The following is a 17,938-nucleotide window of genomic DNA, read 5'->3' as shown; positions in this document are numbered from 1 at the left end:
CCGAAAGGAAAATTATGCGACATTATGAAATTGTCTTTTTAGTTCATCCTGATCAAAGTGCTCAAGTGCCTGCAATGATAGATCGTTATCGTGCATCTATTGAGGGAGCATCAGGAACCATTCATCGCCTTGAAGATTGGGGGCGTAGACACCTAGCTTATCCAATTAAAAAGCTGCAAAAAGCACATTATGTATTAATGAATATTGAATGTGATCAGGAAACTCTTACCGAGCTGGAAAGTAGCTTCCGTTTTAATGACGCTGTGCTACGTAGCATGACTTTGTTGATGAAAACTGCTATTACTAATGCATCGGTTATAGCCGCGGAAACTGTTGAAGAGGCTAAGCCTGAAAAAACAGCGCCTGAAAAGCCAGCAACTGAAAAAACAGCGGCTGAAAAACCAGCACCTGAAGCGGAAACAGTAAAGACAGATTCTGTTGAAGTGGCAGAAAAAGTTACTGCAACTGCAGTAGAAGCTGATTCTGAATAACATTTAATAAATTACATAGAGGTTAAGCTTATGGCACGTCAAATGAGACGCAAAAAGCATTATACTTTTGGTGCGGAAGGTGAAAGCAATGCAATCGATTATAAAAACACCGAATTGCTAGGTGAGTTCGTTACTGAAACAGGAAAAATTGTACCTAGCCGTATTACAGGTACAACAGCAAAAAATCAAAGACAAATAACAACGGCTATTAAGCGTGCGCGTTATATTGCCTTGATGCCGTTTTGTGACGCACACGAATAATTAATATCAGGTAGGCTCAGTGAATTTTTTAGCAAACTTTATTATGCGAGGAAGAATGCAGGCAATGTCTGTGGCCTCTGCTTTTGCTTTGCTTTCACTGCTTATGCCGCCTATTAGTATCGTAAGTTCAGCGACGGTAGCATTGGTTACATTGCGTCGTGGTGGATATGAAGGTTTATTGGTCTTATTGAGTGCCAGCTTAGCGGCGGCGACATTAGGTTATTTAGTTATTGGGAATTTTCAATTTTCCTTTGGCTATGTGCTTGTTTTGTGGCTTCCGGTCTGGGTGTTATCTATAGTGTTACGCGAAGGACGACATTTGTCGCTGGCATTTGAAATAGCTTCGGCATTAGGCATACTGTTCGTTATAGGTTTTTACTGGTTTGCCGAGGCTCCGGCACTTTATTGGCAGGCAGTGCTGGATATCGTAGTTCAGCCTATGTTGCAGGCCTCTGAAGTACCTGTAGAGCAAATCGAACAGACGGTTATCTTGATGGCTAAATATATGACCGGCATTATGGCAGCGGGATCAGTTGCCGGATTGCTACTGGGTTTGTTGTTAGCGCGCTGGTGGCAAGCTAATTTATACAACCCGGGTGGCTTTGCTGTTGAGTACTTGTCTATAAGAATGCCTCAGCGTTTTACTATGATGACTTTGCTTATCTTTTTGATAGCATTATTGTCTAATGGGACGTTTTCCGAGTTAGCTTGGAATATAGGTATCATTCTATTTATGTTATATGCATTTATAGGAACCGCCATTGCGCATGCGTTGATATCGACCTTTAAAGCGAAACGCTTTTTACTACCGCTGTTTTATATGAGTGTTTTAGTTGTTCCGCATATTGTATTACCCGTAGCGATAATTGGTATGAGTGATACGTGGCTGAATTTACGAAAAAATATAACCCCCCCATCCAGTACTTAACAGTATTGTGAAATCGGTATACCGATAACTATGAGGATTTAAAGATGGAAGTTATCCTTCTTGAGAAAGTTGTTAACCTAGGTAATCTAGGTGATAAAGTCAATGTGAAATCTGGATTTGCTAGAAATTTCCTGGTTCCACAAAAAAAAGCAGTTATGGCGACTAAAGAAAAAATCGCTGAATTTGAATCGCGTAGAGCTGATCTGGAACGAGCTGCTGCCGAGAAATTAACTGCGGCTCAGAAAAGAGCAGATGCGCTAAGTGGCGTTGAAGTTGTTATTACGCACAAAGCAGGTGAAGAAGGTAAGCTTTTCGGATCTGTGGGTACGCTAGATATCGCTGAAGCTATCACTGCGGCTGGTGCTGCAGTTGATAAAAGCGAAATAAGATTACCTGAAGGTATTATTCGTCAAATCGGTGAATATGCAATTGATGTTAATCTTCATGCTGATATTACTGTTGCAGTTGCTGTTCAGATTGCAGCGGAAGAGTAATAGTACTACATTGTTGCTTTGATGGATAGCCGTGTTTTTATGGCATTAATTTAATTTTAAATTAATGCCATTTAATCATCTTTTCATCAGTAAATGCTGTACTAGTTTGTGTGTTTTTTAATTCACTGACCCTATTTGTAGGGTCAGTGGGTTAATGATGTTGCAATCAATAATACCCACCTTAAGAGAGTTAAAACTATTACTTTAATTGTAATATTTATTATATTTCTTCTGGTTTAAGATTTCTTTTTGGTCTATCGTTCGTATATGCCGATCACTATTTTTGTACCCGGTTTTATAAGTTACATCCGCAGAATTAATTAGCACTTTTGTAGGGGCGTGCATGTACTTTTTTTATACCGCTTTAATCTATTTACTACTGCCTTTTTTAATAATTTTTCAATATGTTAGAGGCATAAAGAAGAAAGACTACCATGCTCGCTGGAAAGAATATTTTGGTTTTTATTCTGCCAAACATACTCAGCACGTTATCTGGTTGCACGCCGCATCAGTCGGTGAAGTCGAAGCGGCCAATGCTTTAATCAATTACTTTCACGCGCATTATTCCTATAAAATCCTGATTACCACCAGTACCGAACCTGGCTATCAACGAGTGCGTGCATTACAAGGCGACAAAGTTGAGCATGTGTATCTGCCTTTAGATCTACCCGATGCGATGGCGCGTTTTTTTGGGCACTTTCAACCTAGGATAGCCGTTATTATGGAGACGGAGATCTGGCCTGTTTTGTTTATTCAATGTGCAGAAAAATCAACCCCGTTATTTATAGTGAATGCCAGGTTATCTGAAAAGTCTGCGCAATCCTACCGAAAGCTTAGCGGTTTTCTGCAGAAAGTTTTCTCGGGTATTAAGGGTGTTGTGGTGCAAACAGAAGATGATGCCCAGCGATATCAGGATATTGGGGTGAGCGCTAATAAAATTACCGTATCTGGCAATATTAAATTAGATATGGACATTCCTGAGTCAATCAAAGTAGAGGCAGTTCAGCTAAGGCGAAAGCTATTCCCAGAGCGTCTGATTTTTGTCGTAGGTAGCACTCATCAGGGAGAGGAAGAGTTATTCTTAAAGGTTTATCAGCGCCTGAAACCACAATTTCCTGGGCTGTTATTAATATTAGTCCCGCGCCAGCCCAGGCGGGCAAAAGAAATTACCCGTTTATGTCAGGCTGAAAATCTTGCTGTTGTTGCCAGAACCGGGAATAGATCTTGTACCCCAGCCACAGATGTCTATTTAGTCGATATGATGGGGGAATTGAAGCAAATGTATGCGCTTGCGGATTGCAGTTTTGTTGCCGGTAGTATGGTGCCGATCGGAGGGCATAATATATTTGAGCCAGTTTTACTCGATGTGCCTGTGATGTTTGGGCCGTATATGAAAAATTCTGAATTATTAGCTCAGCAGTTGTTAGATGCGAAAGGCGCGCTGCAGTGTTTTGATGAAGCAGATATTGTTGACAATGTTTCGTTAATTTTCAGTGATAGCAAAGAAAAAGATCGTTTGGTGAGTGCAGGGCGAGCTTTTATTGAGCAAAACAAAGGGGCAGTGAAAAGGACTGCAGCCGTTATTGACCGGTTTATGCCCGAGCACAAACCCAAACATCAACGCGGCTAACACCAGTTATTTTTAGCTCTTTAGCTAGTTCATTAGCCGTTGCACCTGTGGTTAAAACATCATCCAGAATGGCAATATGCTGAGCTTCTGGTGTGGACTGCAGCTGAAATGCGTTTTTAATATTTTTTTGCCTTTGTTTGCCGCTCAGAGAGATTTGATGGGGGGTGTTTTTTATATGTAAGCAACAGCGGTTGTCAATTGGAATAAAAAGCTGCTGGGATATGATTTTGCCAATTTCCAGGGTTTGATTGAAGCCTCTCTGACGGTAGCGCTTTGGGTGTAAAGGCACAGGAATAATCAACTCGGGAAGTTCTGCGTTTTCATGTAGGAAATCAGCGAGTAGCAGTCCTAAAAGGCGGGTGTACTTATAAGCGGCATTAAATTTACAATGATTAATTAGATAGCGTATCGCTCCTTGATGTACAAAGGGTGCATAGGTTCTATCAAACGCAGGGGTGTTTTTCTGGCATTCGCCGCATAGATGTAGATTTGTACCGTCACTGGCGAATGCTTTAGCACAGCAATAGCAATGATTTCCTAGTCTTAATAGCCCGTTATAGCAGGGCTGGCACAGATCCATTTGATGCATGCCTTTATTTCCACATAAGATACAGCTAGGCGGAAGCAAACTATATTGTATAATATTGCACCAGTTGTTTACCGTTTTCATATTATTAGGTTGATTAGTTTTGACTTAATCGATAATACAGACCTTGGAGATTTGCAGAATGTCATCACATCCCGTCAATACTAACGCCATATTACGCCATGATTGGCAGCTAGAGGAAGTGAAAGCTTTATTCAGTCAGCCTTTTAATGATTTGTTGTTTCAGGCGCAAACAGTGCATCGAGCACATTTTGATCCGAATGAAGTACAAATCAGTAGCTTGTTAAGTATCAAAACGGGCTCTTGTTCCGAAGACTGTGGTTATTGCCCGCAAAGCGCACGCTATGATTCTGGGCTAACGCCTGAAGCGTTGATGCCTGTCGATGAGGTTTTGCAATCCGCCCAACTAGCCAAAGATCAAGGTGCAACACGTTTTTGTATGGGAGCTGCCTGGCGTAGCCCGAAAGATAAAGATGTCGCACGTGTCGTCGAGATGGTGCAAGGAGTAAAGGCATTAGGAATGGAAACCTGTGTAACTCTGGGGATGCTGACTGACCAGCAGACGCAAACTTTAAAAGAGGGGGGGCTGGATTATTACAACCATAATCTGGATACCTCGGAAGACTATTATTCAGAAGTCATTACCACCCGAACATATCAGGATCGCTTAGACACTTTAGCGCGTGTGCGCGATGCTGGAATTAATGTGTGTTGTGGCGGCATTGTAGGTATGGGCGAAAATGATGATGATCGCGCTAATTTATTAATCGAATTGGCAAATTTACCTAAGCACCCGGAAAGTGTGCCGATTAATATGCTGGTGCAAGTGGAAGGGACGCCTTTAATGGGTACTGAGGAGTTAGAGCCATTTATGTTTATCCGCATGATTGCGGTGGCGCGTATTTTAATGCCGCAATCTCGCGTCAGGCTATCTGCAGGTCGTACTGATATGTCAGATGAAATGCAGGCACTGTGTTTTTTTTCGGGTGCAAATTCTATATTTTATGGTGATAAGTTATTAACCACTGATAATCCCATGACAAATCATGATCTCGCTTTATTCGAACGTTTAGGTGTGCGTTCTGCAGGCTCGAGTTACGCGTAGGCTGGAATAGCGGTAGCGTTTTCTGGCTTATTGCTATGTTGTTGTAAGTTACAGTTTTACCATGAAGTGCATGAAGAGCATGAAGGAGGGGGCTTTGCTCTGTCAGTTTCATTTAAGTTTCTTTATGTATTCTGGTATTGCAGTAATTAATTCGATGCGTCCTTCGTCTGTTTCTTCATTTGCTTCACGTCCTTCATGGTAAATCAAAATAATTTGCGCGCCAGGCTTGATGAATTAAAGCAAGCTGACTTGTATCGATCCAGACGAGTAATAGACGCTGTGCAGGGTGTTTTTTTACAGGTAGGTGGTCGCAAACTGTTAAATTTTTGTAGTAATGATTATTTAGGGCTAGCGGGTCACCCAGAAGTTGTTGCCGCATTCCAGAATGCCGCTGATAAGTATGGTGTAGGCAGTGGCTCAGCCCACTTGGTTTGTGGTCATGGGCATGAGCATAATGCGTTAGAGCAAGAGCTGGCAGATTTTACCGGGCGTACTCGAGCCTTGTTGTTTTCTACCGGTTATATGGCGAATTTGGGCGTCATTACGGCATTAATTGGTAAAAATGATGTTATCTATCAGGATAGATTAAATCATGCTTCTTTGTTAGACGGAGGCATGATGTCTGGGGCACGGTTTAAGCGATATTTACATGCTGATATGTATAATTTACAGCAAAAAATGCAAGCTCGATCTGCACAGCAGAAAGCTATGGTTGTTACCGATGGCGTATTCAGTATGGATGGTGACTACGCGCCCTTAGGTCAATTGGCAGAAATTGCGCAGCAGCAGTCAGCTTATTTAATGGTTGATGACGCGCATGGTTTTGGAGTATTGGGCGCAAGCGGAGCAGGATTGGTAGAGCAATGCCAGTTAGATCAGCAGCAAGTCCCGGTTTTGGTGGGTACTTTAGGTAAGGCATTTGGTACCAGTGGCGCATTTGTTGCTGGTTCTGAAACATTGATAGAGACTATTATCCAGTCAGCGAGATCTTATATTTATACCACCGCTTTACCCCCGGCAATTGCTGCGGCAACAAGAACAAGTCTGCATTATATTAAGCATGATAATTGGCGCAGAGACAAGCTCAAGGCTTTAATACAACGCTTCCAGAGTGGTGTTGGTCAAATAGGTTTGTCATTGCTGCCCTCAGAATCGGCTATTCAACCTATCGTTTTAGGCAGTAGTCAACATGCATTACGAGCGAGTGATTATTTATTTCAACAAGGTTTCTGGGTGAGTGCAATACGCCCGCCGACAGTGCCTCAGGGCAGTGCGCGATTGCGCATAACTTTATCAGCTCTGCATACTGAGCAACAAATTGATCAGCTATTGAGTGCTTTAGAGAGCCTGCCTAGATGACCGATCTGCACATAGAAGTATATGGTCAGGGGGAGGTAATAGTGATGCTACACGGCTGGGCTATGCATACCGGTATATGGCGGGATTTTGCACAGTTGCTAGCGACAGAATATCAGGTCAGATGTATGGATCTCCCTGGGCATGGGCGAAGTGCGAATATTACGCCCTATACTTTAGAGTCCATTGTAGATGCAATCCATGCGCAGCTACCTGAAAAAAAATGTATGTTATTGGGCTGGTCGCTGGGTGGAAATGTTGCTTTGCGGCTAGCGGAAAAATATCCACAGCGTATTAAGTCTTTAATGCTGGTTGCCAGTAATCCCAGGTTTACTCAATCTAAGTCGTGGCCAGGTGTCGCTCCTCAGAACCTGCAGGAGTTTGCTGATAATTTGCAAGCAAACCCGGTGCATACTTTATTGCGCTTTATGAGTTTACAAGTGCTGGGAAAGCCTGATGCTAAATCCATGTTAAAGCAAATTAAATTAGTCATGCAGGAATCTCCCGTTGCTGACCCTGGTGCATTGCAGGGCGGGTTGAGGGTATTGCAGACAATTGATCAACGAGAAACTATTCGGCATTTAGCGTTGCCTGTGCTGATGGTATTTGGTGGATTGGATACCTTGGTGCCTGTGTCAGTTGCTAAAGAGTGTCAGTTATTATCAGAGCGAATTGAAACAAGAACGATAGACGGGGCGGGGCATATTCCTTTTTTTAGCGAACAACAGCAGTTACTGGCTCTACTGCAGGATTTTATTTTGAGGAATGCACGCAATGGCAGAGGCTGAGCTGGATAAGCAACAGATCAGACGATCCTTTGCTAATGCTGCACAAAGCTACGATGCCATGGCTACTTTGCAACGGCAGGTAGGGCATGAGCTTCTAACCAAGCTATCCCTGCCTTATGATGCGTTGGTCGTTGATGCGGGCTGTGGTACAGGTTTCTTTACCCAGCAACTGCAGAGCAGGGCGCTGTTAAAAAATATAATTGCGCTAGATATTGCACTGCCAATGCTGCATAAAACGCACGATCGGCTGAATGAGAAGGTTCCCTTGTTGTGTGCTGATGTGGAGCAGTTGCCAATTGCAAGTGATAGTATCGATAGCCTGGTATCTAACTTAGCCTTGCAGTGGTGTCAGGGGCTAGGTGAGCTGTTTATTGATGTGCAAAGAGTGTTGCGGGATAACGGGCAGTTTAGCTTTTCTATTTTTGGTGAGAGCGCTTTATGTGAGTTAAAATCTGCATGGGCTGAGGTTGATGATTATCCGCATGTTAATGACTTTTGCAGTTTGCAGGAAATTAAACAGCTCATGCAGCAAGCAGGCTTTGTTGATGTGCAGTTAGAGAGCCAGATTTATCAAATTAAATACACTGATGTTATTGAGCTTATGCGTGAGTTAAAGGGCATAGGAGCACATAATGTGAGCAAGGCACGCAATAAGCAATTAACCACTAAGGGGCATTTTCAGGCTTTATTAGCTGCGTACCCCGTGGATGATGACGGCAAGATTACAGCAAGTTACGAAATTATATATGTGCAGGCTAAATCCGCGATGAAGAGATGACTCAAGGCTATTTTATTACCGGGACCGATACCGGAATTGGCAAAACCTGGAGCACGGTTGCCTTAATGCACTATTTTAAAAATCAGGGAAAAACCGTGTTGGGCATGAAGCCTATTGCATCCGGTTGTGAAGAGATTGATGGGCAGTTGAGAAATGCAGACGCATTGTTATTGCAGCAATATGCATCGATTGTGTTGCCGTACCAGGAAATTAACCCCTACGCTTTTGCATTGCCAGTTTCCCCGCATATTGCGGCGCAGCAGTCGGGTGTTGAGATAGTATTGGATAAGGTTGTAGAGAAATACCAACAAATTGCACAGCAAGCTGACGTTGTGCTGGTTGAAGGTGTGGGCGGCTGGCTAGTGCCGCTCAACGATCATCAGGATGTAGCTGATCTGGCGCAAAAATTAGACTTGCCTGTGATTGTTGTCGTGGGTATTCGATTAGGTTGTATTAATCAGGCTAAATTAACTTTTGCGGCATTACAGCAAGCTGGGGTGCAATGTCATGGCTGGATTGCTTCTTGTGTGGAGCGGGATATGCTAATGCGCGATGAGAATATACATACAATAAGTAAGTCTACAGAGCTTCCTTTATTAGGCGTGTTGCCTTATATGCAAAGCTTAGAGCCAGAAAGTTTGGCAAAGGGAATTAAATCAAACCTTTAACCTAGAAAAATCAGTTGCTCACGTTTTCTAGCGCAAGCTCTTGATTCCACTGCACTTGCAAAAAACATCCGCTTAACCTATGGGTGAAGCTAAAATTTTTTGAAAGTGTTACATTAATTCCATATCTTGCACTATAAATTCGCGCTCAACTGATTTTTCTAGGTTTAAGCTATTGCAAATAGCTAGGTCGTGGCGAGCTAAATTTATCCGAACAAGCTAAATTTATTTTTCTAGGTTCAAGATTAATTTAACAATCATTGACCTAAATCAATTGAATTTCTAGGTATAATCATATTATCTGTTTATGCATGCAATAAATATTACAATTTTTAAGTTAAAGTTGAGCATAATCAAAAAGCTTCTCTAGCATAGAGAGCGCTCATAGGTTAAAATTGCAGAGTTTGTTTGTGATGATAATAAAAAGGACAGTGCTAAGGGAATAATAGCTGATCACAACGATTTTGGAGTGTGTATAGTCGCGCTTAAAGCTATAACAACATTCTGCGTTTAACGCATCAATCAGTTTATAATTAATTAGGGGAGGTTACTCCGTGGTGAAAGCAAAGCAATTATTCTCAGGTCTGTCCCTGATGACCCTTGGTCTAGGAACAGCTCGGGCAGAATATACTCTTAACTTAATGGAGGGCGTAACAACACTTAGTCGTGATGTTTATGGTCTGCATATGATGGTGTTATGGGTCTGTGTATTCATTGGTGTTGCAGTATTCGGCACCATGTTTTACTCGATCTATTTTCATCGTAAGTCGAGGGGTTATAAAGCATCAAATTTCCATGAAAGTACCAAGATAGAAATTCTTTGGACAATTATTCCAACGATCATTTTAATTGTATTAGCTATTCCAGCAACTCAAGTTATGCTGGAAATGGATGATACTAGAGATTCAGAAATGACGATTAAGGTCACTGGGTGGCAATGGAAATGGGAATATGAATATCTGGATAATGGCATTCGCTTTTTTAGTAGCCTTGATGAGGCCAGTAACAAAGCAAGACAGCTGAACTCAGGTATAGACCCTAGAACAATACCGAATTATCTATTAGAAGTTGATAAGCCTCTGGTCGTTCCTATTAATACTAAAATTCGCTTCCTGTTTACTGCAGCGGATGTGATTCACTCATGGTGGGTGCCTGACCTAGGCTGGAAAAAAGATACCATCCCTGGCTATATTAATGAAGCATGGACATCAGTGGATACGGCAGGTACATATCGCGGACAATGTACAGAGCTTTGTGGCAGAGACCACGGCTTTATGCCGATCGTTGTCATTGCTATGGAAAAGCCTGACTATGAAGCCTGGGTAGTCAAACAGCAAGGCCTTGCTGTTGAAACTGCAGCTGCAGCGGAGAAAGACTGGACTCAGGAAGATTTAATAGCAAAAGGTGAAAGTGTCTACGCAAATAACTGTGCTTCTTGTCATATGGCGGATGGAGCGGGTCTAGCTGGTACTTTCCCAGCTATTACGGCAAGTTCGGTGGTGACTGGCGGTATGGACGCACAAGTTGACTTGATGCTTCAGGGTAAAGGCATGATGCCTGCTTTTGGACAAATGTTAAACCCAGTTGATTTTGCAGCCGTATCTACATTTATTCGTAATGGCTTAGGCAATTCAGTAGGTGATTCAATTCAGCCTGCAGCGGTAAAAAATTTGCAAGCAGCAATTCCAGCAATCGAATATGACGATGATGATGAATAATTTTCATCATTGCGTATTTGCATCGAATTCTATCTATAGTATTTAACGAGGTATTTATTATGTCTGCTGTCGTAGCTGAACATGAACACGATGATCATCATGATCACGGGCCTGAAAAAGGCTTATTGAGGTGGATAATTACCACTAACCATAAAGATATAGGCACTCTGTATTTGTTGTTTTCTCTAGCGATGTTTTTCGTCGGTGGGTCAATGGCATTGATTATTCGTGCTGAATTATTTGAGCCGGGTATGCAGTTTGTTAGCCCGCAGTTCTTTAATTCAATGACCACCATGCACGCTCTAGTCATGGTATTTGGTGCAGTTATGCCAGGCTTTGTAGGGTTTGCAAACTGGCAAATACCGATGATGATTGGTGCGCCAGATATGGCATTACCAAGAATGAATAATATGAGTTTCTGGTTATTAGTTGCCGGAATATTTATGTTGGCTAGTACTTTGTTTATGGAAGGTGGAGCGCCGGCATCAGGCTGGACTTTATACCCGCCCCTAGTATTGCAAACAGGTGCTGCATTACCTTTCGCCATTTTCTCAGTGCATTTATTAGGTATCTCGTCGATTATGGGAGCGATTAATATTATCGCAACTATTTTCAATATGCGTGCGCCGAAAATGACCTTGATGAAAATGCCATTATTCGTCTGGACCTGGTTAATCACCGCTTTCTTATTGATTGCTATTATGCCGGTGTTTGCAGGCGCGGTAACGATGTTATTAACCGACCGATTTTTCGATACCAGCTTTTTCGATGCAGCGGGTGGCGGTGATCCTGTGCTATATCAACATATCTTCTGGTTTTTTGGACACCCTGAAGTGTATGTCATGATTCTGCCTACTTTTGGAATAGCTTCAACGATTATTCCGGTATTTGCTCGTAAGCCTTTATTCGGTTACAGCTCTATGGTGTATGCAACAGCGGCCATTGCTTTCTTATCCTTTGTTGTCTGGGCGCATCACATGTTTACCGTGGGTATGCCAGTCGCGGGTGAGTTGTACTTTATGTATGCCACGATGTTAATTGCCATTCCGACCGGGGTGAAGATTTTTAACTGGACGGCAACCATGTGGCAGGGGTCTATGACCTTTGAAACGCCCATGCTATTCTCCATTGCTTTTGTGGTTTTATTTACGCTAGGTGGATTTACCGGCTTAATGATGGCGTTGGCACCAGTAGATTTTCAGTATCATGATACTTATTTTATTGTTGCGCATTTTCATTACACGCTAGTCCCTGCTTCTATTTTTATTTTAATGGCGGGTGGCTATTTCTGGTTGCCTAAGTGGACTGGAAATATGTATGACGAAAGATTGGCAAAGTTTCATTTCTGGTTATCCGCTATTTCTGTGAACATCTTATTCTTCCCGCAACATTTCTTGGGGTTAGCAGGTATGCCGCGTCGTATTCCTGATTATGCGGTACAGTTTGCTGACTGGAATATGGTGTCAAGTATTGGTGCGTTTATCTTTGGCTTTAGTCAGTTGTTATTCCTTTATATTGTTATTAAAACAATTAGAGGCGGAACCGGTGAGAAAGTGACAGATGAAGTTTGGGAAGATGCGCATAAGCATGGTTTAGAGTGGACTTTGCCTTCGCCAGTGCCTTATCATACTTTTGCAACTCCGCCAGAAAAGATTCCAACAGAACATTTCTAGGGAGAAACTGGGCTTTGTCTGCGCTGAGCAGTGTAGACAAAGCCAAAAAATAATGAAAACTAAAACAAAAAATATTTTGACAGCACTCGCCTTGGCGGCTGTTGTGATGACGATTTATGTTTTTGCTGTTATAAGAGCTACTTCTCAGTGAAGCTGGATGATGATTTAGAGCAGAGGAATAAAAAAACAGTACGTGGCTTGCTTCTATTAGTGTTCGTGATGTTTTTATTTGCAGTTGCCTTAATACCTTTGTACGATATTTTGTGCGAAATTACCGGTATTAATGGTAAGACCAGGCAAGAGTCCTCAGTCTTAAATTTTACAGTTGATACACAGCGAGAAATAAGCTTCGAATTTATTACTTCAACAGGTGCAGGTACAGGTCTCGCTTTTAAAGCGGATAAGTATCAGGTAAAAGTACATCCTGGTGAAATAATAAGCATGACTTATACAGTAACAAATAAAACAGACAAACGCATGCTTGCTAAGGCGAATCCTAGTGTTACACCAGGGCCTGCAGTAAGCTATGTTAAAAATACCCAATGTTTTTGTTTTGCTACACAGGTTTTTGAAGCAGGAGAGACTCAGCATCTTGAGGTGCAATTAGTTATCGATCCTGCCTTACCTAAGCACTACAAAAGACTGACATTTGGGCTAACATTTTATGATACAACACCTAAATAGGGGATAATGATGTCTACAGGCGCATATTACATTCCAAATAAGGCAACCTGGCCGATTATTGCAACGGCTGGTTTATTGACCTCCTTAGCCGGCTTTGCAAATTATCTGAATGGTAATGCTGCAGGGTATACTTTTATGTTACTCGGGCTGGCAATTTTTATAGTAATGCTGGCCGGCTGGTTTACCTTGCAGGCAAATGAAAGTGAATCTGGCATGTATAGCCATCAAGTAGGGATTTCCTACCGTATGGGGATGATGTGGTTTATTTTTTCGGAAATCATGTTTTTCGCAGTGTTTTTCGGCACTCTTTGGTATACGCGTAATTTATCTGCTGACTGGTTATCAGGTATTGGTGATGGACCAGGCCGTTCAAGTAATATGTTATGGCCTTCATTTGCCTCTGTATGGCCTTCTAACGGTCCCGGTAATATCGGCGGCGAATTCGAGCCTATGGGGGCTTTTGGTCTGCCATTATTGAATACCTTAATCCTACTGACCAGTGGAGTAACCTGCACTTGGGCGCATCATGGTCTGCTAGCCAAGAATCGTTCGCAACTGATTAAAGGATTAGGGGCAACGGTTTGTCTGGGGTTTTTATTCGTTGGTTTTCAGGCCTTAGAGTACCACGAAGCCTATTATGATATGGGCTTAACCTTAGGTTCTGGAATTTATGGTTCAACCTTCTTTATGCTGACAGGTTTTCACGGTGCACACGTGTGTATCGGGGCAATTATGCTAACGGTTGTTTTATTCCGTAGCTCTAAAGGTCACTTTACACCGGAAAATCATTTCGTTTTCGAAGCTGCTGCCTGGTATTGGCATTTTGTGGATGTCGTATGGTTAGGCTTGTTTATCTTTGTTTATTTGTTATAAACGAACTGCTTGATGCGAAAAAGCACGGCCTATAAAAAGGCCGTGCTTTTTTTTTGCCTATCATTAATTTGTCCTGGTTTTAGAGCCTGTGAAAGTATTTTTGTAGGTTGGGGGTGAAGCATGAACCCCAACAACCGAGGCTAAGTAAGTCATTGATTGTTGGGGTTCGCAAGCTCACCCCAACCTACGGAACCTGTCGTTGTAGTCATAATATTGAATACTTTCACAGCCTCTAAAGCCTGCGCCCCATTAAGTAGGCTGAATAGATACGAATATTATTAATAAATTATTGTTGTTGTGCCATTTTTTCTTTCTGCAGCTGCATCTGCATGCCTATTCCGGTCGGTTGTATAAGCCCGGACATTAGAGCAATGGACAATAAGATAAATAAAGCAAGCGAAATACTAATTCGGTAGGTCAGTGCTTTAACCGTTTTTTCAGAAGTTTCTTTATTTTTTATCAGATGAAATAGTGCGATGCCAAGGCTGGCGATAATGGCAAGAAAGACAAGAATAATAAGAATTTTTAGCATAATGTTAAGATAGTCTACAGAATAATACTTATATCTTAATACATTAATACATAACAAACATTAAAGTAACGACCTATCCATGACCTCTGGTTTTAGAGTATGCCGCTGTAGAATAAAAATTTTACCGCTGATTGTGTTTGTCACTATGCTGGTTTTATTAGTGCGGCTGGGATTTTGGCAGTTAAGCCGAGCGCAAGAAAAGCGTGAACTATTAGCCAGTCAGAGTGCCCGGTTGCTTACTGATAAGCAGCCGCTAGGCGAATTATTAGCTGGGGATAATGATCTCAGATATAGACAGGTTGTCACACGGGGGCATTATGATGTGCAGCATCAGATATTATTAGATAGTCAGATTTTAAATGGAAAAGTGGGCTATGCTGTTTTAACCCCCTTTATACTCGCGGATGAAGCTAAAACAATTCTGGTCAATCGTGGCTGGGTGTTGATGGGCAAGGATAGAAAGAGTCTGCCAAATATAGAGCTTATACCCCCTGCGGGGAATATTGCGATTAGCGGGATGCTTAATCATTTCCCCCAGGTAGGCCTGGTACTTGCAGGTGCTGATGAGCCCGGGGACGGCTGGCCGACCGTGGTGCAAATAATAAATAAACAAAAAATAAGCAAAAAATTAAATCAGCCTATAGAAGATTTTCAATTACAGTTGTCAGCTGCAGAACCCTATGGTTATGTTCGCGATTGGCAAATTCACGCACGCATACCCCCAGAGAAACATACAGCTTATGCATTTCAATGGTTTGCTCTTGCGGCTACTTTAACTCTATTGGTTCTATGGATCAGTTGTAAAACACATAAAAATGACTAAGCAAATACAAAAAAACCACCGCACGATTATTATTCTAGCCCTAATGACGCTTATCCCTTTTTCGGTTGCCTGGTATTTAACGACAGACCCTGATTTTAAGCCTGCTTCAACCAATAATGGCGATTTGATTATTCCGGTTATTACCATGCAACGCTCTGAATTTCAGGGTGTAGATGAATTTTCAAAAGAAAATATAAAACAACTGGATGGCCACTGGGTCATGCTTAATATTATCCCCGCTGGTAAATGTAACAAGCTTTGTGTCGATGCCATTCATGCGACCAGGCAATTACGTTTAATGCTGAATAAAGATCTCACGCGCACCAGGCGTGCAGTTATGATTATGCAGGGAAAACAAGAGCCTGGATTTCAGCCCTGGTGGGATGAAGATGATCGGCTGATAAAAGTACAACCAGCACCTGCTCTAGCGTTGAAAATTAAACAACTGTTAGGCGGAGAAATAACAGAAGGCAGGTTATTAATAATGGATCCTCTGGGAAATATTATGATGCAATACCAGGCAGGTTTTGATCCGTATGCAGTAAAAGGTGATTTGAAAAAATTACTTAGAATTTCTCAAATTGGGTAGGCAGGTATGTTCAGATTATTTACTTTTTTAGTTTGTATTTTTGTTTTAATACTGACAGCATCTGGCACCTACCTGCGAGTGACTCATCAAAGCCCTATCTCTTGTAGCGAGCTTTCTGGCTGTTATACACAGATGACAGAAATGCTCAGTCAAGCGAATATGAGTACTGAAAATATAGTGGGATTAAGCCACTTTATCAGTACCTTTGATTTGCTGCTGTTTCTAGGCGCGATGTTAATTGCAAGTTTTTTGCAAAAAACAGCGCGTCTTAAGTTAATTGTTTATACCCTAATTCTAGGTGGTTTAGTAGCAGTGCAAATTCTACTGAGCATACATCCAGAGTTATTGCCAAGTCCGGTTCTTCGGCATTTTTTACATTATTTAATCAGTGCAGGCAGTTTATTTATTGGCTCCCTTGCATACTTAAGCAGTCAACCGGGGTATATAAAGAAGGTGGATGCTGGCAAGCAATGGTTGCTCGCTATCAGTATGATTCTTTTATTACTGCAATTGACGCTAGGGGCATGGCTAGCTGCAAATAATGCAGCATTGGTTTGTGGTGATTTTCCGCGCTGCTTAAATACCTGGTGGCCTCAGGCAGATTATCAAAATGCATTTAACCTGTTCGCACCTTTATCGTTTGCTGCAAAAGTTGCCTTAAACTGGTCGCACCGACTATTGGCATTAGTGATCTTTGTTGTGCTGACATGGGTAATGTTTTCTGCGACTCAAAGCCGGGTTAAACAGGTGCGCTGGTCAGGTGTGGCAATCAGCATATTATTGCTAGTGCAATTTGCAGCGGGTATAGGCATCGTCAAAATGGCAATGCCTGCCTGGCTGGCAGTTATACATAGTCTAAATGGGCTGGTATTGATGCTGCCGCTGATTGCTATTAGTTTTTATAGTCGCTATACCAGCTCAGAGCTATTAGAAACGCCAGTTCAACCGGGCGACCAGGATGGGTTAATTCCTGAGCCTGAATTAGCAGTCGTTGTACCTGAACCGGTTGAGCCTGAGTCGCTGTATTTACGCTTAAAGTCTCAATTAGGCAAGACACGTACGGGCTTAGGCGCGGCGCTGTCGGTGGTAACTTTTGCCAATAGAAAGATTGATCAGGATTTACTCGAAGAGATCGAAACTAGCTTGCTAATGGCTGATGTGGGTATGGATGTCACCACTGAAATCATTGCCAGGCTGGAAGAAAGCGTAGAGAAACATCAATTACAGGATGTGAGTGCTTTATCGACATTGCTTAAGCAGCAATTATTAGAGCTGCTGGAGCCGGTGAGCCAGCCTTTGGTGATTCCTGACAGGTCAGAACCTTATGTTATTCTGGTTGTTGGCGTTAATGGTGTGGGCAAAACCACAACTATTGGTAAGCTGGCACAAAGATTACAGCAACAAGGACATAGTGTGATGCTGGCAGCAGGCGATACCTTTAGAGCCGCTGCAGTTGAGCAGTTACAGGTGTGGGGAGAACGCAATAATGTTCACGTAGTAGCACAGCATACAGGCGCAGATTCAGCTTCGGTTATTTTTGATGCAGTACAATCCGCTCAGGCAAAAGGTGTTGATGTGTTGATTGCCGATACAGCGGGTCGTTTGCATACCAAATCCAACCTGATGGAAGAGTTAAAGAAAATCAAACGTATTATCGCTAAAGTCGACGATACTGCACCGCATGAGGTATTGCTGGTGCTAGATGCAGGCACGGGGCAAAATGCGCTCTCTCAGGCAGAACATTTCAATAAAACGGTTGAATTAACAGGCCTTGCACTCACTAAACTGGATGGAACAGCAAAAGGCGGGATGATTTTTGCCTTGGCAAAACAAATAGGCGTGCCCATTCGTTTCTTAGGTGTAGGTGAGGGTATAAATGATCTGCAAGACTTTAATGCCGAGCAGTTTATAGATGCCTTATTTGGCGAAGACGCGCAATAGAT

General features: G+C 42.3%; 19 protein-coding genes and 1 pseudogene. 17 read left to right on the top strand and 3 right to left on the bottom strand.

The features are described from left to right. The first annotated feature begins 14 nt into the window (after positions 1-14). The 5 genes from rpsF to waaA all read left to right on the top strand — a co-directional run bounded on the left by rpsF (position 15) and on the right by waaA (position 3,804). Positions 15-491 carry a 30S ribosomal protein S6 gene (rpsF, locus tag ACQY3F_RS11525; protein WP_428354983.1) on the top strand — a complete coding sequence of 159 codons (477 nt, stop codon included), beginning with the start codon at positions 15-17 and terminating at the stop codon, positions 489-491. A gap of 30 nt (positions 492-521) precedes the next feature. Beyond that, a complete protein-coding gene (gene rpsR, locus ACQY3F_RS11520) occupies positions 522-752 on the top strand; it encodes a 30S ribosomal protein S18 (RefSeq protein WP_428354982.1) in 231 nt (76 codons plus the stop codon). A gap of 19 nt (positions 753-771) precedes the next feature. Next, positions 772-1,680 carry a DUF2232 domain-containing protein gene (locus ACQY3F_RS11515; protein WP_428354981.1) on the top strand — a complete coding sequence of 303 codons (909 nt, stop codon included), beginning with the start codon at positions 772-774 and terminating at the stop codon, positions 1,678-1,680. 44 nt (positions 1,681-1,724) lie between these two features. Further along, the gene (gene rplI / locus ACQY3F_RS11510; protein ID WP_428354979.1) at positions 1,725-2,174 is read left to right on the top strand and encodes a 50S ribosomal protein L9; all 450 of its coding nucleotides are present in this window, start codon (positions 1,725-1,727) and stop codon (positions 2,172-2,174) included. Between the two features lie 343 nt (positions 2,175-2,517). Then, positions 2,518-3,804: a lipid IV(A) 3-deoxy-D-manno-octulosonic acid transferase gene (gene waaA, locus ACQY3F_RS11505; RefSeq protein WP_428354978.1), complete on the top strand. Its 1,287-nt coding sequence runs from the start codon at positions 2,518-2,520 to the stop codon at positions 3,802-3,804. Here the strand turns inward: waaA and ACQY3F_RS11500 are convergent. Continuing rightward, a complete protein-coding gene (locus tag ACQY3F_RS11500; protein WP_428357804.1) occupies positions 3,767-4,105 on the bottom strand; it encodes a ComF family protein in 339 nt (112 codons plus the stop codon). The genes waaA and ACQY3F_RS11500 overlap by 38 nt on opposite strands. Positions 4,106-4,279: 174 nt before the next feature. Beyond that, positions 4,280-4,474: pseudogene (locus ACQY3F_RS11495) on the bottom strand (double zinc ribbon domain-containing protein); the annotation flags it as partial. Positions 4,475-4,532: 58 nt separating this feature from the next. Here ACQY3F_RS11495 and bioB point away from each other — a divergent pair. The 9 genes from bioB to ACQY3F_RS11450 all read left to right on the top strand — a co-directional run bounded on the left by bioB (position 4,533) and on the right by ACQY3F_RS11450 (position 14,051). Next, positions 4,533-5,516 carry a biotin synthase BioB gene (gene bioB, locus ACQY3F_RS11490; RefSeq protein WP_428354977.1) on the top strand — a complete coding sequence of 328 codons (984 nt, stop codon included), beginning with the start codon at positions 4,533-4,535 and terminating at the stop codon, positions 5,514-5,516. Positions 5,517-5,711: 195 nt separating this feature from the next. Next, a complete protein-coding gene (bioF, locus tag ACQY3F_RS11485) occupies positions 5,712-6,875 on the top strand; it encodes an 8-amino-7-oxononanoate synthase (RefSeq protein ID WP_428354976.1) in 1,164 nt (387 codons plus the stop codon). Then, positions 6,872-7,660 (top strand): pimeloyl-ACP methyl ester esterase BioH, encoded by a 789-nt coding sequence (gene bioH, locus ACQY3F_RS11480; protein ID WP_428354975.1) that lies wholly within the window; start codon positions 6,872-6,874, stop codon positions 7,658-7,660. Before bioF ends, bioH begins: the two co-directional genes overlap by 4 nt. Continuing rightward, complete coding sequence (gene bioC, locus ACQY3F_RS11475; RefSeq protein WP_428354974.1) at positions 7,647-8,438, top strand: malonyl-ACP O-methyltransferase BioC; 792 nt, start codon at positions 7,647-7,649, stop codon at positions 8,436-8,438. The genes bioH and bioC overlap by 14 nt, the downstream gene beginning before the upstream one ends. Continuing rightward, complete coding sequence (gene bioD / locus ACQY3F_RS11470; RefSeq protein WP_428354973.1) at positions 8,435-9,106, top strand: dethiobiotin synthase; 672 nt, start codon at positions 8,435-8,437, stop codon at positions 9,104-9,106. The genes bioC and bioD overlap by 4 nt, the downstream gene beginning before the upstream one ends. 554 nt (positions 9,107-9,660) lie before the next feature. Continuing rightward, on the top strand, positions 9,661-10,821 hold the full coding sequence (gene coxB, locus ACQY3F_RS11465) for a cytochrome c oxidase subunit II (RefSeq protein WP_428354972.1): 1,161 nt from the start codon (positions 9,661-9,663) through the stop codon (positions 10,819-10,821). 59 nt (positions 10,822-10,880) lie between these two features. Then, positions 10,881-12,494, top strand: a complete 1,614-nt coding sequence (gene ctaD / locus ACQY3F_RS11460; RefSeq protein WP_428354971.1) for a cytochrome c oxidase subunit I — start codon at positions 10,881-10,883, stop codon at positions 12,492-12,494. Between the two features lie 147 nt (positions 12,495-12,641). After that, complete coding sequence (locus ACQY3F_RS11455; protein ID WP_428354970.1) at positions 12,642-13,178, top strand: cytochrome c oxidase assembly protein; 537 nt, start codon at positions 12,642-12,644, stop codon at positions 13,176-13,178. 6 nt (positions 13,179-13,184) lie between these two features. Beyond that, complete coding sequence (locus ACQY3F_RS11450) at positions 13,185-14,051, top strand: cytochrome c oxidase subunit 3 (RefSeq protein WP_428354968.1); 867 nt, start codon at positions 13,185-13,187, stop codon at positions 14,049-14,051. A gap of 286 nt (positions 14,052-14,337) precedes the next feature. On the opposite strand, the gene ACQY3F_RS11445 is transcribed toward ACQY3F_RS11450, so the two are convergent. Continuing rightward, a complete protein-coding gene (locus tag ACQY3F_RS11445; protein WP_428354966.1) occupies positions 14,338-14,583 on the bottom strand; it encodes a twin transmembrane helix small protein in 246 nt (81 codons plus the stop codon). 79 nt (positions 14,584-14,662) lie between these two features. On the opposite strand from ACQY3F_RS11445, the gene ACQY3F_RS11440 reads away from it, so the two are divergent. The 3 genes from ACQY3F_RS11440 (at position 14,663) to ftsY (ending at position 17,936) form a co-directional block, all read left to right on the top strand. Continuing rightward, on the top strand, positions 14,663-15,406 hold the full coding sequence (locus ACQY3F_RS11440) for an SURF1 family protein (RefSeq protein WP_428354965.1): 744 nt from the start codon (positions 14,663-14,665) through the stop codon (positions 15,404-15,406). Next, a complete protein-coding gene (locus tag ACQY3F_RS11435) occupies positions 15,399-15,995 on the top strand; it encodes a hypothetical protein (protein WP_428354963.1) in 597 nt (198 codons plus the stop codon). Before ACQY3F_RS11440 ends, ACQY3F_RS11435 begins: the two co-directional genes overlap by 8 nt. A gap of 132 nt (positions 15,996-16,127) precedes the next feature. Then, a complete protein-coding gene (ftsY, locus tag ACQY3F_RS11430) occupies positions 16,128-17,936 on the top strand; it encodes a signal recognition particle-docking protein FtsY (protein WP_428354962.1) in 1,809 nt (602 codons plus the stop codon). Positions 17,937-17,938: the final 2 nt, after the last annotated feature.

Source organism: Methyloprofundus sp. (assembly GCF_965251085.1).
Classification (GTDB): domain Bacteria; phylum Pseudomonadota; class Gammaproteobacteria; order Methylococcales; family Methylomonadaceae; genus Methyloprofundus.
This window is presented reverse-complemented; position numbering and strand designations above follow the sequence as displayed.